This is a genomic window from Carboxylicivirga longa, from assembly GCF_050589825.1.
Lineage (GTDB): Bacteria > Bacteroidota > Bacteroidia > Bacteroidales > Marinilabiliaceae > Carboxylicivirga > Carboxylicivirga longa.
Map to the genome: position 1 here is coordinate 188,339 of NZ_JBNGOZ010000004.1, position 17,914 is coordinate 206,252.

Annotated in this window: 12 protein-coding genes; 2 read left to right on the top strand and 10 right to left on the bottom strand. The window is 45.5% G+C overall.

The window, feature by feature from the left end; translation table 11 throughout:
• Positions 1 to 1,308 carry a YihY/virulence factor BrkB family protein gene (locus ACRD7A_RS05125; RefSeq protein ID WP_430810057.1) on the top strand — a complete coding sequence of 436 codons (1,308 nt, stop codon included), beginning with the start codon at positions 1 to 3 and terminating at the stop codon, positions 1,306 to 1,308.
• Between the two features lie 408 nt (positions 1,309 to 1,716).
• Positions 1,717 to 3,084: a 3'-5' exonuclease family protein gene (locus ACRD7A_RS05130; protein ID WP_430810058.1), complete on the top strand. Its 1,368-nt coding sequence runs from the start codon at positions 1,717 to 1,719 to the stop codon at positions 3,082 to 3,084.
• 46 nt (positions 3,085 to 3,130) lie between these two features.
• Here ACRD7A_RS05130 and ACRD7A_RS05135 read toward each other — a convergent pair whose 3' ends face one another.
• The 10 genes from ACRD7A_RS05135 to dapA form a co-directional block, all read right to left on the bottom strand.
• Positions 3,131 to 4,690 (bottom strand): T9SS type A sorting domain-containing protein, encoded by a 1,560-nt coding sequence (locus ACRD7A_RS05135; protein WP_430810059.1) that lies wholly within the window; start codon positions 4,688 to 4,690, stop codon positions 3,131 to 3,133.
• Positions 4,691 to 4,915: 225 nt separating this feature from the next.
• A complete protein-coding gene (gene aroC, locus ACRD7A_RS05140; protein ID WP_430810060.1) occupies positions 4,916 to 5,992 on the bottom strand; it encodes a chorismate synthase in 1,077 nt (358 codons plus the stop codon).
• 270 nt (positions 5,993 to 6,262) lie between these two features.
• Positions 6,263 to 6,790, bottom strand: a complete 528-nt coding sequence (locus ACRD7A_RS05145; protein WP_430810061.1) for an FKBP-type peptidyl-prolyl cis-trans isomerase — start codon at positions 6,788 to 6,790, stop codon at positions 6,263 to 6,265.
• Between the two features lie 249 nt (positions 6,791 to 7,039).
• On the bottom strand, positions 7,040 to 9,664 hold the full coding sequence (locus tag ACRD7A_RS05150; protein ID WP_430810062.1) for a S8 family serine peptidase: 2,625 nt from the start codon (positions 9,662 to 9,664) through the stop codon (positions 7,040 to 7,042).
• A 443-nt stretch (positions 9,665 to 10,107) separates the two neighbouring features.
• Positions 10,108 to 11,244, bottom strand: coding sequence for a hypothetical protein (locus tag ACRD7A_RS05155; protein WP_430810063.1), 1,137 nt, complete (start codon positions 11,242 to 11,244; stop codon positions 10,108 to 10,110).
• 128 nt (positions 11,245 to 11,372) lie between these two features.
• Positions 11,373 to 12,050, bottom strand: coding sequence for a response regulator transcription factor (locus tag ACRD7A_RS05160; RefSeq protein WP_430810064.1), 678 nt, complete (start codon positions 12,048 to 12,050; stop codon positions 11,373 to 11,375).
• Positions 12,051 to 12,207: 157 nt separating this feature from the next.
• The gene (locus ACRD7A_RS05165; protein ID WP_430817929.1) at positions 12,208 to 14,622 is read right to left on the bottom strand and encodes a TonB-dependent receptor; all 2,415 of its coding nucleotides are present in this window, start codon (positions 14,620 to 14,622) and stop codon (positions 12,208 to 12,210) included.
• A 258-nt stretch (positions 14,623 to 14,880) separates the two neighbouring features.
• A complete protein-coding gene (locus tag ACRD7A_RS05170; protein ID WP_430810066.1) occupies positions 14,881 to 16,266 on the bottom strand; it encodes a COG3014 family protein in 1,386 nt (461 codons plus the stop codon).
• A gap of 89 nt (positions 16,267 to 16,355) precedes the next feature.
• Entirely contained in the window at positions 16,356 to 16,946 is a 591-nt protein-coding gene (locus tag ACRD7A_RS05175; protein WP_430810067.1) for a penicillin-binding protein activator LpoB, read from the bottom strand.
• Between the two features lie 55 nt (positions 16,947 to 17,001).
• On the bottom strand, positions 17,002 to 17,910 hold the full coding sequence (gene dapA / locus ACRD7A_RS05180; RefSeq protein WP_430810068.1) for a 4-hydroxy-tetrahydrodipicolinate synthase: 909 nt from the start codon (positions 17,908 to 17,910) through the stop codon (positions 17,002 to 17,004).
• Positions 17,911 to 17,914: the final 4 nt, after the last annotated feature.

The following is a 17,914-nucleotide window of genomic DNA, read 5'->3' on the forward strand; positions in this document are numbered from 1 at the left end:
ATGAAAAACCGTGTAACACGTTTAATTCACTTTTTTAAGGAAGAAATATGGCGCATCAGAGCCGAGAAAACATCTAAAAGACAGTTTTTCTTAATACGCTTACTGCGCATTCTTAGTATCGCTGTGCAGGGATTTATCAACGATAAGTGTCAGCTTAAGGCCTCGGCACTTACCTTCTACTCGCTCCTGTCGGTAGTGCCGGTAGCAGCTTTGGCTTTTGGGATAGCCAAAGGTTTTGGCTTGGATCAGAAGCTGCAGGCCATATTAACCCAGAAACTGGAAGGTCAGGAGGAAGTGCTTGATTTTATCTCTAATTTTGCTTTAAACTACCTTGAGAAGACACCCGGAGGGGAAATAGCCGGAATTGGTTTGGTAGTGCTATTTTGGTCAGTCATGAAGGTATTCGGTAATATCGAGCATTCCTTTAATGACATTTGGGAGGTGAAGCATGCGCGTTCCTTTATCCGTAAATTCAGTGATTATATTTCCTTGATGCTGCTTGCCATTATCTTTATGATATCAAGCAGCGGAATGGCGGTGTTTGTAACGGAACATCTCGAGAATATGGGTTTTGAGCGTAATGGGGTATCTTCCCTCATCTATGCTTCTTCCAATATTTTGGTGTGGATTGTTTTTACCTTGCTTCTTTATATCATGCCCAACACCCGGGTGAAGTTCAAGGCAGCCTTGTTTGGGGGTATCATTGCCGGTTCACTGTTTCAGGTACTGCAATATGGCTATATCCATTTTCAGAGCTCTGTAACCAGTTACAACGCTATTTATGGTAGTTTTGCAGCCCTTCCATTCTTTCTGATATGGATGCAAGCCAGTTGGCTCATTGTTCTGCTGGGAGCCGAGCTTTCATTTGCCTTTCAAAATGCCGACAGCTATGAGTTTGATGCCGACACACGCCGCGTCAGCTATGCCTATAAGCGCCATGTAATCCTCATGGTAGCCTCATTTGTCATCAAACGCTTTGAGCATGGAGGAAAAGCGCCCAATAATATGGAGCTGTCCAATGCACTGAAGCTTCCCATTCGTCTCATTAACGAGGTGTTGTATGAGTTGGTCATCAGTAATGTGTTCTCCGAAGTCAATAGCGATGATGAGAAAGAAACTTTCTACCAACCGGCACTGGATATCAATCAACTTACGGTAATGAAAGTAATTGGCATGGTTGAGGCCAAGGGAAGCCGCGACCTCCATTTTGAAGAGACCAGTCATTTGCATAACCTGCAAAATATACTTACAGAATTTGATGAGCTGCTGAAGAACAACAAAGGAAATATCCTACTGAAAGAGCTTTAGTAGTAGGAAGTAAAAAAGGCAGTCGCCCTAAAAAAGGATGACTGCCTTGCTTATAAGGACCGCACCACCCGGGATTATTTAAACTCCTGTAAACAGGATTTGAGTGCATGTAATTATCGATAATCCTCCGTACTATAAATAGTAACCCAAAGGGCGAGGCCCGCTCTTTAAAAACATAGCGTCACTCGGTATTCTGGTAGTGTTGAGTTTAACAATCTAAATACGACTGATGCGGAATGTCTTTGTCAATGATCGTACTACAAATATAAGCTTTTACAAGGCTGTATCCAAGAAAATACAAGGCTTATGAAGTGATAAATGAGGGAAAATGCTGAGTGATAAATTATTAAAATTAGTATTTTTATCAGCTTGTTAATACGGGTAAATCAAAGATAGAGCGCGAAGGGTATGTATGTAATCGTTGATATTGAAACGACAGGTGGTAATATGAAGAGTGGCAAGATTACCGAAATTGCCATTTATCGGCATGATGGGGAAAAGGTAGTGGATGAGTTTGTTAGTCTGGTAAATCCGGAGGCTTATATACCGCCCTTCATTACTTCGCTTACAGGCATTACCAATGCGATGGTAGAAGATGCTCCCCCATTTTATCAGATTGCCAAGGAGGTTGTTGATATTTGCAAGGGCGCTGTGTTTGTGGCCCATAATGCTGCTTTTGACTACAATTTTATCAAAGCGGAGTTTAATAGTTTGGGATACGAATTTGAGATGCCCACAATATGCACGGTTAAGTTGGCACGTAAGCTCTTGCCCGGTCATGCCTCCTACAGTTTGGGTAAAATATGCCCTGATTTGGGCATTAGCAACTATGCACGACATCGGGCAGCCGGTGATGCTTTGGCCACCGTGGAACTGTTCGAAATATTATTAAAAAAGAATAACGGTTTACTTAATCCTGAGGATCCCTATCAGCAATTTTCTGCCGATGGCTTGCATTCAGGGCTGTCCATCGATCATATTAAGACTTTACCAGCGCAAACGGGTGTTTATTATATTCATAACGATAAGGATGAACTGATATATATTGGTAAAAGTAATAATATACGCAACCGCATCATTACGCACCTGGGCAATCCGCGCACTAAAAAGGGCATTGAGATGAAGCAAAATGCCGCCGTTATAAGCTGTTGTATCACCGGAAGCGAGCTGATTGCCCTGCTGAAGGAATCAGAGGAGATAAAGCAGGATAAACCGCGTTATAATCGCGCTCAGCGACGCCGAAAGAATAGCGTGGGGCTGTATCATTACACCGATCGGAAAGGCTATGAGCGGCTACTATTGAAACCGATTGGTGGAGTAGAGGTGCCCGCTGCCTCATTCGATACCCTGAAGGAGGGGCGTGAGCGCTTGTTTCAATGGATTGAGGAATATGCCCTGTGTCAGCAGTTGTGTGGCTTGTACGAGGGTAAGCATGGCTGTTTTCAGTATCAGCTGAATTCTTGTAAAGGAGCTTGTGTGGGTGAGGAGCCCGCCGCCGACTATAATCAGCGGGTCGATAAGCTGCTAAGCACGCTGTCCTACGGCTATCAAAACCTTGTGATTCTTGATCGTGGCCGTAATGTGACCGAGATGGCTGTTGTTGTTATTGAAAATGGTTCTTACCTGGGTTGGGGCTATATCGATGAAAGTGCTTGTGTAAGTGACCCTCATACCTTTAAAGAGTACATTACCCGCTACGACGACAATGGTGATACCCGAAGTATTATCAGTAACTATCTGCGCAACAGAAAATATTCAAAACTTATTCCTTATTAAGCTGAGTTCAAAATTTTACTTGAACTCAGCTTAATAATATTGGTTTTTATCTTTTAAGGAGGTTGAATACCTGATTATTTACCTTTAAGATATAGTAACCCTTGGGTAGACTGCCTGTGGAGAGTGTATTGCGACCTTTTCCTAAGGTAGTTTGCATCATTAACTTACCGGTTAGATTATAAATTGTAGCCTTTACATAAGGTGCGTCTGATGTGACATATAAGTATGAGCGAAATAGGGTTGGGTGTACCGTTATGCCCTGGGAATCTATTTCATTCACATTGGTGGCGGTGTAGTGATACCTTTCGCGTGTTGAATTTTGGTAGACGGCCAAATTCGGAATCCATAATTTAGTGATGCGTTCCAATAGCTTGGCACTTGTGCCTTCGTAGCTAAGTTCGTAAAGGGAACCAAACATTTGTATCCAAACTTCATCGCCTGCATGCATTTCGGTTTTTTCTTCGATTATATTGCCAAAATTATCCATCTCAGTGGTTTCTTTATCAACTTGGATCAAAACGCCTGAATCATAGTGGTGTTGAATATGATAAATCAGTAGGTCACTTTGGTATAATTTGTCGTAATAGGTCTTTAACCAGGCGTTGGCTTCCCAAGATTCCTGTTGGGTACTTTCGTAGTTATCCTTGTCCTCGTAGGTGTAGCGCTCATAGTTGTGCCAACTGGCATTGAACCAGTCCAAATAGGTTTCGATAATGACCGGGGCCCGCCCGTTGCCATCACCTTCGGGGTATTCGGCTTCCATCTTTTCATCATTAACATAGCTGGTTGGGGCGTTTATGTCGCCCGTGCCTTGGTAGGCCTGAAAGGTATATGTTTCGAGGTAGCTCTTGTCCAAATCGCCGTTCCAGTAATACCAGCTAACATCAATATAGCGGCCGATAAGTTCCAGAACGCCGTCTGTTCCTTCATAGTCTAAAGCACTGACCGGGTATGGATTGCCATTGTAGAAAAACTCTGTTTTGTATGTGGGCAGCCAGGCGTTGTCTTGCAAATAGTACCGGGTTTCTTCCTTTAATAAATCATCGGTGTAAGTGCGTTCTATTTTATAACCGTTTGTTTCTACCCATCCAATACCTTCCTGGTAATAGGAAAAGATCTCGGACAGCATGTTGCCTTCAGTATCGTAGCTGCGCTCTATACGTTCGCCACTTGCCATGACCCAAGTGTCAATTTGCCAGATTTCGTAAATCGTTTCGCGAATTCGATCATATTCATCATAGGCGTAGCTGTTACGGAACTCATTTACATAGCTGCTGCTGCCATCGTCATACCGCTGGTTAGTAGATTGAGTCAGTCGGTTTTGGTCGTCGTAGACGTTCAATGTTCGATTATATTGGCTTGTCATTACCGTTACATTGCCCGCGGCATCGTATTCAAAACTGATGCTGTAATCAAACACCCAGTCATTGCCTTCCCAATAGTCGACAGCTATGCTTGAGGGTAAAAAGGTGCTATGGCTGCTTTTTAGTTGGGTGACTTTCTGTTTGGCCTTCGTTTCTGCCTTCCGGTTGAAAGGGGTGTTGCGCTGGGCTGTTACCTGAACCAACAGGCCCATCATGATTAAGAGCGTAAATGTTGTTTTCATAGATCTTGTTTTGGTTGTGTCTGTATGTTGTTTTATAGCAGACTTTCTTCACAAGATATCTAATGATGACGTTCTTGTCAATTGGCTACATTAATTTGTGAGTTGTTTTTGACGGAAGTTTCGTTTCGTCACATGAAGCGCTGTTGTGCTCTTAAATTTTATTCACGGAACGGTTCTTTCTAAGCATCTTCCGATAGAGAACCGTTCCATAACAAATCTTGAATGCTACCGATACATTTTATTCATCAGTATATGATCCATTAGCGTGATGGCGGCCATGGCCTCAACGATGGGCACGGCACGTGGTAGCACGCAAGGGTCATGACGGCCCTGGGTGGTGGATTTGATTTCCTCGCCTTGCCTGTTCACGGTATTTTGCTCCATCAGAATGGTGGCAATGGGTTTAAAGGCCACATTGAAATAGATATCTTCGCCATTACTGATGCCACCCTGTATGCCGCCCGAGCGGTTAGTTCGGGTGCGTACCCGATTACCCTCCATATAAAACTCATCGTTATGCTCAGAGCCTTTCAAATCAGTGGCGCCGAAGCCCAGACCGTAATCAAAGCCTTTTACCGCATTGATGGACAGCATGGCCTGGCCTAAGGTGGCGTGCAGCTTGCCAAAGACGGGATCTCCCAGGCCGGCGGGTGCATTTTTGATCACACAGCTGATCACACCGCCTACCGAATCATGATTTTTCCGAATGGTATCGATATAACTAATCATCTTTTCTGCTGTTGGCGCATCGGGGCACCGCACAATGTTATTTTCAGTATTTTCCAGGTTCAGTTCCTGATAGGGTTTATCCAGCTGTATAGCACCTACCTTGGAGGTAAAAGCCTGAATGGTAATACCCATTTGCTTCAGCATCAGCTTGGCTACGGCACCGGCTACCACGCGGGCAATGGTTTCGCGGGCCGATGAGCGGCCGCCACCCCGGTAATCGCGTATGCCGTATTTACTCTGATAAGTATAGTCGGCGTGAGAGGGACGATACACATCGGCTATATTGCCATAGTCCTTGGAGCGTTGATCTTTATTCCATATCACAAAACCGATGGGTGTGCCGGTGGCTTTCCCCTCGAATATGCCCGACAGAAACTCCACCTTGTCCGCTTCATTACGTGGGGTGGTAATGGCCGATTGTCCGGGGCGTCGCCGGTCAAGCTCGCCCTGAATAAAATCTTCGTCGATCAGAGTATTGGGCAGCACTCCTTCAATGATACCACCTACAGCTTTACCATGCGACTCGCCAAAGGAGGTGAGCTTGAACAAGGTGCCAAAAGAATTTGCAGACATATTGCGCTTTGATTATAGTTTGAAATAAAATGAATGGTAAAAATAGTTGTTTATAAGCATACACCCAAAAGTGAGTGATAATTATCATCGTCTGGTGGGCTTTGATCTGTAAGCAGGATAGGCCAGAAAAGTACAAAGAATCAAGTCTATTGACAGCTTGCTTATATTTCTGCCAAAAAGCACATCAATTTCAATTGTCAAATATTACTGAAAAGGCACAAAAAAGGGAAGTGATAACACTTCCCTCTGATATTCAATAGTATTTTTCGATTAACCACATGAGCAGCCACCGCCGCAGCCACCTGATCCACATCCGGTATCGCAAGATGCCATCAGTTCATCTTCGGTAGCCTCGCGTACTTCCAGTACTTCACCTTTAAAAAACAGGTTGTCGCCGGCTAGGGGGTGGTTAAAGTCCATTTTTACTTTTTCTTCACCTACCTCAAGCACCAGCCCGTTCAGGCGATTGCCATGGGCATCCTGCATCGGTACATGATTGCCAACCGCGATGAGTTCTTCATCAATTTTTCCTTCTACTTCAAAAATATTCTTCGGAATCTCAACGATGGCGTTGGGGTTCACTTCGCCGTAAGCTTCAGTAGCTTTTAGCTCAAAGTCAAAGGCAGCGCCCGAAGTAAGACCTTCCAGTTTAGTTTCGAACATTTCCAGCATTTTTCCTGCTCCAAATACAAAGCCAAGAGGTGCTGCTGATTCTGTTTTTTCGATCACTTCTCCTTCGGCGCTGTTGGTGCGCAATTCGTAAGAAAGGGTAACAAATTTATTTCTTCCGATTTCCATTTTATAAAATTTAGTATTGTTATCGTTTTTAAGTCGATGGTCTTTTTAAAATCAATCCAAACAAAAACACTTGATTTACAAGTAATTTATCTCACCTTTTATTTTAAAAAGTCAGTGCAAAGTAAAACAGTTTTTTAAAACCAACCAATCAATCGTAGTAAAAAGACAACGTACAAAGAAAAAAGTTCAACCACAGCCTGGCAAATCTTAGATAAGAGTACTGTTGGCCAGGATAAGGCAGCTCATAAGTCAATGATGGGGAATTAATAGTTTGTGGCTTTCGCTATGTGATTTAAAACTTAAACGCAATAAACAGATGCCGTGATAGCGATTAGTAAGTTGTATGCGTGCTTTGCCCCCGATAAGTTGTACTTGTCCCTGGTCGATCAGTCTACCACTGAGGTTGATTAGTTCCCAGGGAAGCGTTTGAATAGCCGTGTTGCTGGTTTCGATGTGTACTTGCCTGTTAACCAGGTAAACTGTGCTGCTAAATTTATTTTTAGGCAGCCCTGTTGGGGGGGTGCTGCTAATGCTGATGTCATCAATGGCGGCCCCCATACCCTGTAGATAAAAATCATCGTAATAAAATCCAATTTGTACATTTTCAAGAGCTGCTTCCGGCGGTAAGGAGCAAGTGGCGCTATACCATTTTGAAGAGGCCACAGGTTGGGCTACTTTGGTCCATGCTTCATCGCCAATTTGCCGGTAGGCCAAATGCATTTCATCAATAACATTGTACATACCGGTTACAAATATATATCTGTAGGTAACCACTATGTTGCTGTGCCCGGCCAAATTAAGGGGTGGTGAGGCGGCTACATCACTTACGTGTGCGTGCCATGTGTTAATGCCCGAGTCGATCCAGATGAAATGGCCTTCGGTATTGTCAAAGTTTAAATAATAGGAGGTAGTAGAGTCTTTAGTGCCCCATCGCCATCCATCTAGGCTACCTTTCATTTCCCAGTCCGACGGTGTTGCCTCGAAATTGGTAGCATAGGGTGTTGTAAGCATTTCGCGAGGCATCACATCGATGGTGTTGCTTGGAAGGCTAAGCTGATCATTGGCATAGCTGGCACGTACTTGAAATCGATATAGAGTGCCATTATTTAGGTTGGGTGCTGTAAAGCAAGTATCGCCGGTACTGCCAATAAGTTCGTTATTGCAGTATATAAGGTAGCAATGCGGGGAGATGGTGGGGGGTGTCCAGTAAAGTCGGGCTTGATTTGTGGCCTGACGGTAGCGCAGGTTTGTGGCAGGATAGAGCTCATCTGTAATATCATGTCCATAAATTACCAGACTGTATGATTGTGGGTCATCTTCTTTGTAGGATGTTGCACTGACAACGATGCAGTAGTCGCCAGGCGGTGGATTATCCAGCTGTATTTGCTCCACATTATCGATGCAGTTCGTTCCTTTTGTTGCGGCGTTTGTCGGATTGGCAGGATCCAGCATCCAGGGGTAGTGTATCTCGCCCGTTGCTTCATTAATCAGTGTGAGATCCAGATTATTGGACAGGGCTGCTTGTGTCTGATCTCCCGGTGTATTAACAGGCCCCGGTGGATCGGTCCAGCAGAGTGTCATTTTTAAGGACTCCTGTCCTTGGTTAATGTGGAGTGGGTAGCTGTGTGCTGCACCTTCATTCAGGGTATTTTGTTTGATGCAGGCACCGCCCGAGGCCATGTCGTTTAGCATGCAGGAAGCCGCCCTTTCCGTGTTGAGCAAACCCCATCCGTATTGGTAGTCGGGTCCGGGTGATGAGCCACACTCATCGGCTGTGTTGATCAGGAGCGCCTTAAGGCTGGAGGACCATAAGGAGATGCCGGGCTGACGCTGCTGCTGGTACTGTAAAAGTAAAGCGAGGGCACCACTTACCGAGGCAGCAGCCATGGATGTGCCTGAGTAAATGCTGTAAGCATCCAAACTGTCGCTCACACAAGAAAAGAGACCTTCGCCATTGGCCACCAAATCGGGTTTTATACGGCCATCGTTACAAGGACCAAAGGCGCTGTAAGCAGCTATTTCCACGCTCTCTGCCGATATATAGCCTTGTGGCAGGTCTTTGACCGAACCAATCACCAGGTTATTTTTTGCCACCGCTTTGGGCGTCAGACAGCCATAGCCCGTTGTACCACCGTCAATGCTATGGATGTCGTTGGCTTCTACCCATCCATCGATCCAATCAAAGTGCCTTACCGGCTGATTGACCGGCCCCTGACCCCGGTCATTGCCGGCAGACTTAACCATTAGATAGGCCGGGGCATGGTAGGCCATGAAATCAATATCCTGACTGGTAATATCATATAGACCAAAGCGTTTGTCAGTATCCGGGTCTTCACTTAACAGGCCGTGCCAGTACCAGGTTTCGTTCTGTAGGTTGAAGCTCCAGCCACATATAGCTCCATAAGAATGGTTGGAAAGGCACAGCCCTTCGGAGGCGGCCAACGCCATTTCTGCTTCGTCATTGCCAAAATCATAAGCCAGTATGCTCGCTTTCCAGGCCAAGCCTTTGCTCTCGGCGACTACACCTGCTGCATTAAGTGTACCTGCAATATGTGTGGAGTGGTTCAGCAGAAAGGAGGGTTTGTCCCGCTGCCAGATACCTTGTTCAACTGCAAACTCCTGATGGGCTTGCAAGACGCCACCTCCATCCCAAAGACCTATTTCAATGCCGGTGCCATCGAGCTGAAAACCAGTATTCCCCGTTGGCCACACAGCATCGGCGGCAATGGTAAAAGCTGCCATAGTGTTGTGAGTGCTCAGGTAAACGGGGCGTTTATTGCGAATCCATTGTAATACGGCTACACCACCCCGATTATTGGGTATAACGCGCGATAGCTCATAGCGCTTGGCAAAAGCTTCTAATAGGGCTTGCATGTGATCATATTGCAATTGCCGATCCTGCGCGAATCGCCTCAGCTGATAGTAGTGCGGAGCGCTGTCTGTCGACCTTTTGTCGGATTGGGCTTGGGGCAGCTGGCAAAGTAGGAGTAGACCCGCTAAAAAACTTATGAAGCAACGGGTTTTCATAGCTTCAGGATTAGGGGAGGATGTTCAGAGCAGGTGTTCACGTATTGGCTTTATGGGAATTTCGCTGGATTCTATTCCGGGTAGTATGCATCTTTTAAAATGCAAAGCTCAGTAGTGCTTGGGCGTACACCCGCCTGAAACATCCTTTGTGTTATTAAATTTTTATCAATTTATTATGATTGTTTGCTCATAGAGCGATCAATCTGTTTTATGGAACAGTTCTCTATTATAAGGAGTTAATAAAGAATCGTTCTGTGATTACCTAATTAACATGGAACTTTCAAAACACATTACTCGTCTCTTACCCAAACAATATTGCTGTCCTCGTGCACATATTCCAAAACTTGGTTACAGTCGTCGATAAACTGAGCAAAGCCGCCCACGTTATCAGATTTAAACCAGCTGCTCATTGAATTATAGGTGAAATTTGGTTGTTCGCCATAGCCAAACTCAGCAATGACGCCTTCGAAGATGTCTGAAACAGAGAAAATATTTTCCGGCGCCGGTGTTTCGTTGTAGGTGCCGTTCCATACCAGGAAGCCCAACTTAACATCATTCCATATTGAGCGGTCGTAGCCATTAAAATCACCAAAGTTAAAGTATAGTTTATTCATATCGTCCTCAATGGGGTTGAGACCGATTAAATTTTTAAAACTATGTACATATTCCACTTTATCAACATCCACGTTCCCGGTTTTATCATTGGCTCCTGCAAAACAGCCTGCCGCAACGTTCATCCAGTTATAATTCCAGCTATAGAAAAAGTCGTACAGGTGCTGGTAGTTTAATTCCATGCAAACTTCACAAATACCATTATAACCTTCATTTTGAATTAAACTTTGATACAAAGCGAAGTTCTCACGGGGTGAATCAATGGTTTTTTCGCTACCATCGGCGCGCACGCCAAATAAGCGTCCACAGAAGTCAAGTTGTATCGTCTCTACATCTACCTCTGATAGGCCGTTCATGGCCTCACGAAGTGCCTGGTCGAGCACGCTTTGAGGAGCCCGGAATAAGTTGGTACGTCCAAAACCCACTTCCAGAGGGCCTACGCCCAGATGTTCTACTCTTTCGTCACCATCCATATAGAAGTTAACTTCTACTTCACCTTCTTCGTTCATGGCGCATAGATATTGAACGCCGTCCTCATTGATGAAAGGCTCGCCATCGAGAAAAGCCAGGGGTTGAACAAAGCCCTCGAGGTTATAAACGGGGGTGCCATTGCTGTGGCGTAAAATGTAAAGTAAATCGCCGTATAGCGTTCCTTTATCCGTACTGCCCTTATTGCCTCGTTTGCCAAATTCCGATCCTACATCGGTGGGTCGATCCGAGTCGGGATTGTCAATTTGACCTCCCCAGCGTTCGCAGCCAATAAAGCAAATAGCCATCGTAGCTATCCAAACTGATACCTTTATTAGTGATTTCATAATAAATGGATTTAATGATTAATAAGAAAAATAAAGGTAGGAGCCTGTCTGTTGGCATACAATACAGCATTTGTTGAAACTTAGTACATAAAATGGTGGGATGTACTACCCAAAATGTGGTTCATTATTTACCCATTTTGGGCAGGTACACATTTTTTATTACGGCAACCCACACAGAAGGGTTCGTTGGGTGTGTGCAACAGGCCATTGCGGCAGGCATATCGGAGCAGACCTAAATAATTTTTTGCACCAAACTTGTGCATAATATTCTTGCGGTGTGTACGTACGGTGGCCTCGCTGATATTCATCTTTTTTGCTATTTGCGCGGTGCTTACCAAGCTAACAAGCCCCAATAGTATTTCTTTTTCGCGTGTGGTTAGTATTTCACCGTGTTGATGATCATGAAGGCGCTTTGACAGGCTTTCTGTTATGGGTGCACAGAAATATTTTTGCCCTTGATCTACGTTATGGATGGCTTCAAACAGGTTTGATTTTCCGCATGTTTTGAGCACAAAGGCATCCAGATCGTATTCGAATAATAATTGTAAAAATTCATTATTCAAATGGTAGCCCACCAGTAAGACATAATGACCGCTGGTTTTAAGTTCCTTTACTTGCCTGAGTACTTCAGCACTAGGATAAACGGTTTCCAGGATGACAATAGATTTTGACCTTAGGGCGCCGGCTTTGCATTGATCGGTATGTAAGAAATGACCCACACAAAAGTCCTTGTTGCTGCATAATAGTGCGCGTAAGGCATCGCCCCACAACTTATTAGTGTATATAATGCTTAAGTCTGTGGCCATAGCAATTAAAATTACAAATTATTTTTAATAAAATCCCAGACCTTCAGCATTATGTGATGATGGCATAAAATGATTTATGGAAAACTTATGGCACAAAAAAGGGAAGGCTGCATGGAGCCTTCCCAAATATGGTTTACCTTAAGATGTCAGGATTTGTTTAGAAACCTTCTTCCATGCCGCCTCCCTCGTTGCCGTTGCGTCCTCTTTTCTGTATAAAGTTATTTAAACGATAGCTAAGGGTGAACGATACCATGGGTGCGTTTCTTGTGCGTTTCTGATAACTGTAGAAAGTAGGGCCTTCATCGATGGAGATGCGTTGCCCGGTGCTAAATAGATCACGTGCCTGCACCACAGCCGACAGTTTGCGATCGAAAAAGTCCATGCGCACGGCAGCATTTATGTAGTAGCTTTCTTTGGTTTCGCCCTGTGCCGTAACACTGGGGCTGTCGTAGTTACCGTCAATTTGCAGCTTCAGGTTTTTACGCAGTGCAAAGGAATTATTCATGCGGCCGCTCCAGTTAAAGGACGAGCGATCAGCCACATTCTCGTAGCGAGCTTCGATGCGGTAATCGTAAAGGTTACCCATCAAATTCATGTCCCACCATTTGGTAAGCGATAAATTAAGCATGGCTTCAAGCCCCAGTGAATAATCCGATCCGATATTGTCGTAGGTGCGTAAAAATACCTCTGCATCGCCCTCATACGGCATTCTGATGCTCTGGATCTTATCATGTGTAATGCGGTAATAACCTTCCAGCGATAGTTGTGTTTTTTTCCATTCCTTAAGGTAGCCCAGTTCAAAGGCATCGATATATTCGGGTTCCAGTGCCGGGTTACCACGGCGCACATTGTATTGATCCACCCAGGTAATAAAGGGCTCGAGATACCAGCCCCGGGGTCGGTCAATACGACGCGAGTAGCTGGCCATTATCTGATTGTCGGCGGGCAGCTGGTAGCTGAGGTGCAGGGTGGGGAAATAGTCAAAGCGATCGATGGTGTAGCTTTCATTGACCCCACTGGAGGCAATGGTGCGATTGGTATATTCGCCCCGCAGCCCCAGCTGATATCCCAGCTTATCGAGCTTGCCTTTATACACGGTGTAGAGCGCATAAATATTGCGATCCATTTCGGTAGTATTCTGCATACTGTCTATTTCCACAAAGTTGCCTTGAGCTGTGCGCCAGTCAAATAGTTTAGTCTCATCATCGCTGATGGCTGTACGGCCCTGAAAACCTGCCTCAAAATGGTCGTTTTCACCCACTGGCTTGGTATAATCAAGGCGCAGTTCCCATCGGTTGTGCGGGCCTACCTCGGTGGTACGCGTTCCGTCGGTAATCACTTGCTCCTGCATCCTGAAGTTCTCGGAATACTCGTCTCCATCGTAACGGCGGTAGTTGATCTGAGCTGCCAATTCGTGTCCTTTCTGGGCAAACTTGTGTGTATAGTTGGTGGTGAGGGAGTAGAAATTACCTTTTCGCTTACTCTCATTGGTGCTGAAATATTTGGCAATGCTGTCCTGCGGCAGGTATGACTCCGTGTAGTCAAGCTCAGAGTCGCCCCCCATATTAAATCGACCAACGCGAAAGTTAAAGCCAAAATTATCACGCTTACTCATGTCCCAATCCAGGCCTCCCCGCAGCCCGCCACCGTAGAAGCGGCGTTCATTGTCGCCGGCAGCGTCAATAATTGTCGTCTCACCATTCTTGTATGTTTCACGTCGGGTATAGGTCTCTCCGGGGAAAGGACGTTTGTTGTAATCGGCACCCAGGTTCAGGTTGATGTTTTTCTTTCGCCAGTTAAGCATAAAATCACCGCCATACATACCATAGGTACCCGCCTTGGCATTTATCAACCCTTGCACCCCCTGCAGACGGTTCTTTTTGGTGATGATGTTTATGATACCACCGGTTCCATCGGGTTGGTACTTGGCCGATGGATTGGTGATGATTTCGATGTTTTCGATGGTGGATGCCGGTGTTTGACGCAATACATCGCTGGGCTCCAGTACGGTGGGTTTGCCATCGATAAGCACGGTAAAACCTGTGCTTCCCCGAAGGGATACGTTGCCTTCTATATCAACACGTACCGAGGGTACGTTCTCCAGCACTTCAACGGCTGATAGGGAGGCGGAGGTCATTTGCTTACCTACGGATACCACTTTTTTATCAATGTGAAACTCAACAGACTGGCGTTCGGCTACCACTTCAACTTCATCAAGCGATTTGCTGGCTGCTCCCAGTGTAATATTGCCCAGATCGATCATATCGCGTCCGCCATCCACAATAATATTGTCGTAGCGCTTATTGTCATATCCCAAAAACGATACCACTGCGTAAAAGGTTCCCTGCTTTAGCCCTTTCACCTTAAAATTGCCGTGTTCATCACTGATGGTGCCGGTTATCACACTGTCATCATCGGCATCATAGATGGCCACGGTGGCATATTCCACCGGCTTATTCGATTTGCCATCGTATACTTTTCCTTTAATAATTCCTTCCTTTTCCGGCGCATTGGCTATGGCCGATAGTGGAATAAGCACTGCTAATAAGAGGGTTAAAATCTTCACGTTCACTATGTATTAATTTTTCATTTATTCTACCGCTATAAGGACGCTTTTGAATAGCTAATCCTGCGCTTAAACTAAACAAAAAGTAGATGAAAAAGATTAGTGATTAACATGTCATTAACAATCAGCAGGCAGCCAATGATTGTGTAGTAGTAAGTTCTATTCTGATAAAGCATTTAGGGAATGGTTATATATAAGCATCTTACGCTGGAGAACCGTTCCCTAACATTTATTGAATGGACTGGTAGGTTGTGTGAACGCAACTTAAATTCCCTCGCTTTCCAGGTTATGAAAGGCGAAGAACGTAGTTTGATTTTTTTTGATTTGAAAAGTAAAGGGCACGCTATGTTGGGCTCGTCCCCGTGTGTTTAACTGCACACTATGGGTGCCTTCATCGAGGGTCACGCGACAATAGGAAATGCTGTGGGGTAGCGATTGCCAGTTACGGGTATCGGCTTTCTCGGTCATGGCATTCACAATGCTGATGATAGTGCCCAGGTTATCATTCTCGCTGCGCGCTAATTCCTCCATGGCTTTTTTGGTAGCCAGCCGTGCAATACCGGCTGCCATTTCTCGTAGCATACGATCCTTAAGGCATTGAAAGGCAATAGCGTTAATATCTTGCGCCATTTCAAGGGGATAGTCCTGTCCGTCATTGGCCAGGGAAGCCTGGTTAAAAAGGGGCTTTCGTTCGCGATATTTGGGAAAGGCCACACGCAGAAAGGACAGATTTTTGAACGCCGCCTGATCGCTGGATGATTTATTACCAATATAGATAGGGAAATTAAGACCATACTCTTCATTGGCCAAGGTAATCCATCCATCGTTATAACCGGTGTTAGTGAAGTTGATGCTCCACTCGTCTTTCACGGGGCCAAAACCGTTGAGCCAGAAAAAAACGAGATGCCCCTTGTCGGGGTCCTCTGCCTGGTATTGGCGGCCAAATTTATTTTCGTAGAAATCCAGTTCGGTACCGAAGCCCAGTTGATGTGCCGTACGCATTAAATCATTTTGCAGCTGAAGGGGAGTGGACACACCAAACATAGGCTGATAGTCTTCTTCGTATATCTCCAGGGCATTACGGTAGGCAATAAAGGCATCGTTGGTATTGCCCGCCGCCTCGTAGATTAGTCCCATCAGGCAGTGGGCAAAGGCATCGCGGGTGTATTTGTTTTTGTTCTTCTTGTATTTCTCATTGAGTTTCTGAAGCACAATGTTGACGCGACGGCATTCCACAAGGGCTCCTTCGTAGTTATTGAGATAAATGAAATTCAGCGCCTTATAAAAATGGACCAGCACGGCCTCAAAATCTTCTGGTCGATAAGGCTTTACCATGGGGTTGGTGATGAGTGCGAGAGCCTCGCTGCCCATGGATTTGCGGAAGTCCTCCACATAGTAATCGGCCTGGTTAAAATACTGATTACTCAGTTCGTATTGACCATTCATAAAGCTAACGACTCCCCGGTTACAAAAGTACAGGTATCGGTTTTTTCCGCTTGCTCCCTTGGTGTCTTTAGCCAATATCTTATCGGCCGATTCAAATTGTCCGGCAGCTATCAGACTCTGTAATTTTATATTGTTTTCGTAGTAGGTGGCACATCCTATCAGTAGGATGGTGAGTATTATGAAAATTAGCGATTTGGGTTTCATAAGCGATAGGGGTGGGGACGGACAGGTTAATTATGCATTCACAAAACTACCGGATACCCTGTCAGGGTTTCCGGTAGTTGACTAATTCGTTAGTTGTTGATATATTTTTTAATTTCTTTGTCGCCTATCCAAACGATTTCGTTGCTTTCCAGGTTAGACAGCTCCATGTTGACTTTGTAGAAATTGACGCGTTCTTTCTTATAAGTGTCTACAATGGAGTTGATATCTCCGTTGAGCATAAAATCGGCACCCAACTCTTTGCCCCAGGCTTTGGCGGTTTCCATGCTGGCAAATTCTTGTTGGGCAGCGCGTTCGCGACGCAGTTCCTCTCGTTTATCACCGGCCTGCACCAGGCGCACACGGCCACTATTAATAAAGGCGCGTTCTACATTTTTCACAAAGGTTTCGGCATTAATATGCTCGTGCGATTTGTTATAAACCAGCCCCACCACTACCACAGGTCGCTTTCCATTATGTGCCTGTTGATGGTTATCGATCCAGGCGCCTCCCAGTACCTGATTCACCATTTCTTCGGCTACCAGGCGCGAGTCGGTGTCGTTCCATCGTCCGCTCAAATCAATGGTTTCGCTGGTGTCAACGCGTTCAACCGTATGGGCACAGCTGCCCAAGAAGGCAAGGCTCAGGCTTAGTGCCATCATCAAAAAGAAATTCCGTTTCATAAGTAATACGTTTAGATTATTTTGGATATTCATTTTTTTCAAGGTCTTTATGGAATCAAAAAGCATTCCAAAAAGCAGAGCGGAAGGCTTCCAATTGGGCTTTAAGCTTATTATAGGTAGCATCGCTTGCAGGTGTGAGGGGCAGACGCAGTTGATTTTCCATCATGCCCATTATTTGCAGCAGCGCCTTAATGCCTGCTGGATTGCCTTCCCTAAAAATACTTTTAGTGATATCGGTTAATCCGTAATGTAGTTGACGCGCCTTGCCATAATCATTGTTCATGGCCGCCTCCACCATGTTGCTGAAGGCCTTGGGAAAGGCGTTGGCAACTACCGAAATAACGCCGTCGCCACCCAGTGCCATAAGGGGCAGGGTGCCGGCATCTTCCCCTGATAACAGTGCAAAATCATTAGGTTTATCTTTGATGATGTCCATAATTTGCTCCTGATCGCCCGAGGCCTCTTTTACAGCAATGATATTATCAAAGTCGTTGGCCAGGCGCAGGCAGGTTGTCGCTTCCAGGTTGGCCCCCGTGCGTGAAGGCACATTATACAATATGATGGGGCGGGGTGCGGCTTCTGCCAGTGCTTTGTAGTGCTGGTACAGGCCTTCCTGCGTTGGTTTATTGTAGAAAGGCGTGACGGATAAGATGCCATCGATGCCGCTGAAATCAGTGGTCGCCAATGTTTCCAATAGCTGTGCAGTGTTGTTGCTACCCATCCCCATGATTATCGGTAATCGCTTTACGTTAGCGGCTTGTATGGTTTGGATTACCGCAGCACGCTCTGCCTCGCTCAGGGTTACTGTTTCGGCCGTGGTGCCTAATGCTACCAGAAAATTAACACCACCATCCGCCACGAACCTAACCAGCTTATCCAGCGCTGCATGGTCCACGGTGTTGTCCTGGGTGAAGGGTGTAACCAGTGCCACACCGGTTCCACTGATACGACTCAAAGATGCCATAGCT

Bases quoted from the DNA above. Each gene is read 5' to 3' on its own strand.
- ACRD7A_RS05125 (WP_430810057.1), top strand. From the start codon at position 1: ATGAAAAACCGTGTAACACGTTTAATTCACTTTTTTAAGGAAGAAATA.
- ACRD7A_RS05130 (WP_430810058.1), top strand. From the start codon at position 1,717: ATGTATGTAATCGTTGATATTGAAACGACAGGTGGTAATATGAAGAGT.
- ACRD7A_RS05135 (WP_430810059.1), bottom strand. From the start codon at position 4,690: ATGAAAACAACATTTACGCTCTTAATCATGATGGGCCTGTTGGTTCAG.
- aroC (WP_430810060.1), bottom strand. From the start codon at position 5,992: ATGTCTGCAAATTCTTTTGGCACCTTGTTCAAGCTCACCTCCTTTGGC.
- ACRD7A_RS05145 (WP_430810061.1), bottom strand. From the start codon at position 6,790: ATGGAAATCGGAAGAAATAAATTTGTTACCCTTTCTTACGAATTGCGC.
- ACRD7A_RS05150 (WP_430810062.1), bottom strand. From the start codon at position 9,664: ATGCAAGCCCTATTAGAAGCTTTTGCCAAGCGCTATGAGCTATCGCGC.
- ACRD7A_RS05155 (WP_430810063.1), bottom strand. From the start codon at position 11,244: ATGAAATCACTAATAAAGGTATCAGTTTGGATAGCTACGATGGCTATT.
- ACRD7A_RS05160 (WP_430810064.1), bottom strand. From the start codon at position 12,050: ATGGCCACAGACTTAAGCATTATATACACTAATAAGTTGTGGGGCGAT.
- ACRD7A_RS05170 (WP_430810066.1), bottom strand. From the start codon at position 16,266: ATGAAACCCAAATCGCTAATTTTCATAATACTCACCATCCTACTGATA.
- ACRD7A_RS05175 (WP_430810067.1), bottom strand. From the start codon at position 16,946: ATGAAACGGAATTTCTTTTTGATGATGGCACTAAGCCTGAGCCTTGCC.
- dapA (WP_430810068.1), bottom strand. From the start codon at position 17,910: ATGGCATCTTTGAGTCGTATCAGTGGAACCGGTGTGGCACTGGTTACA.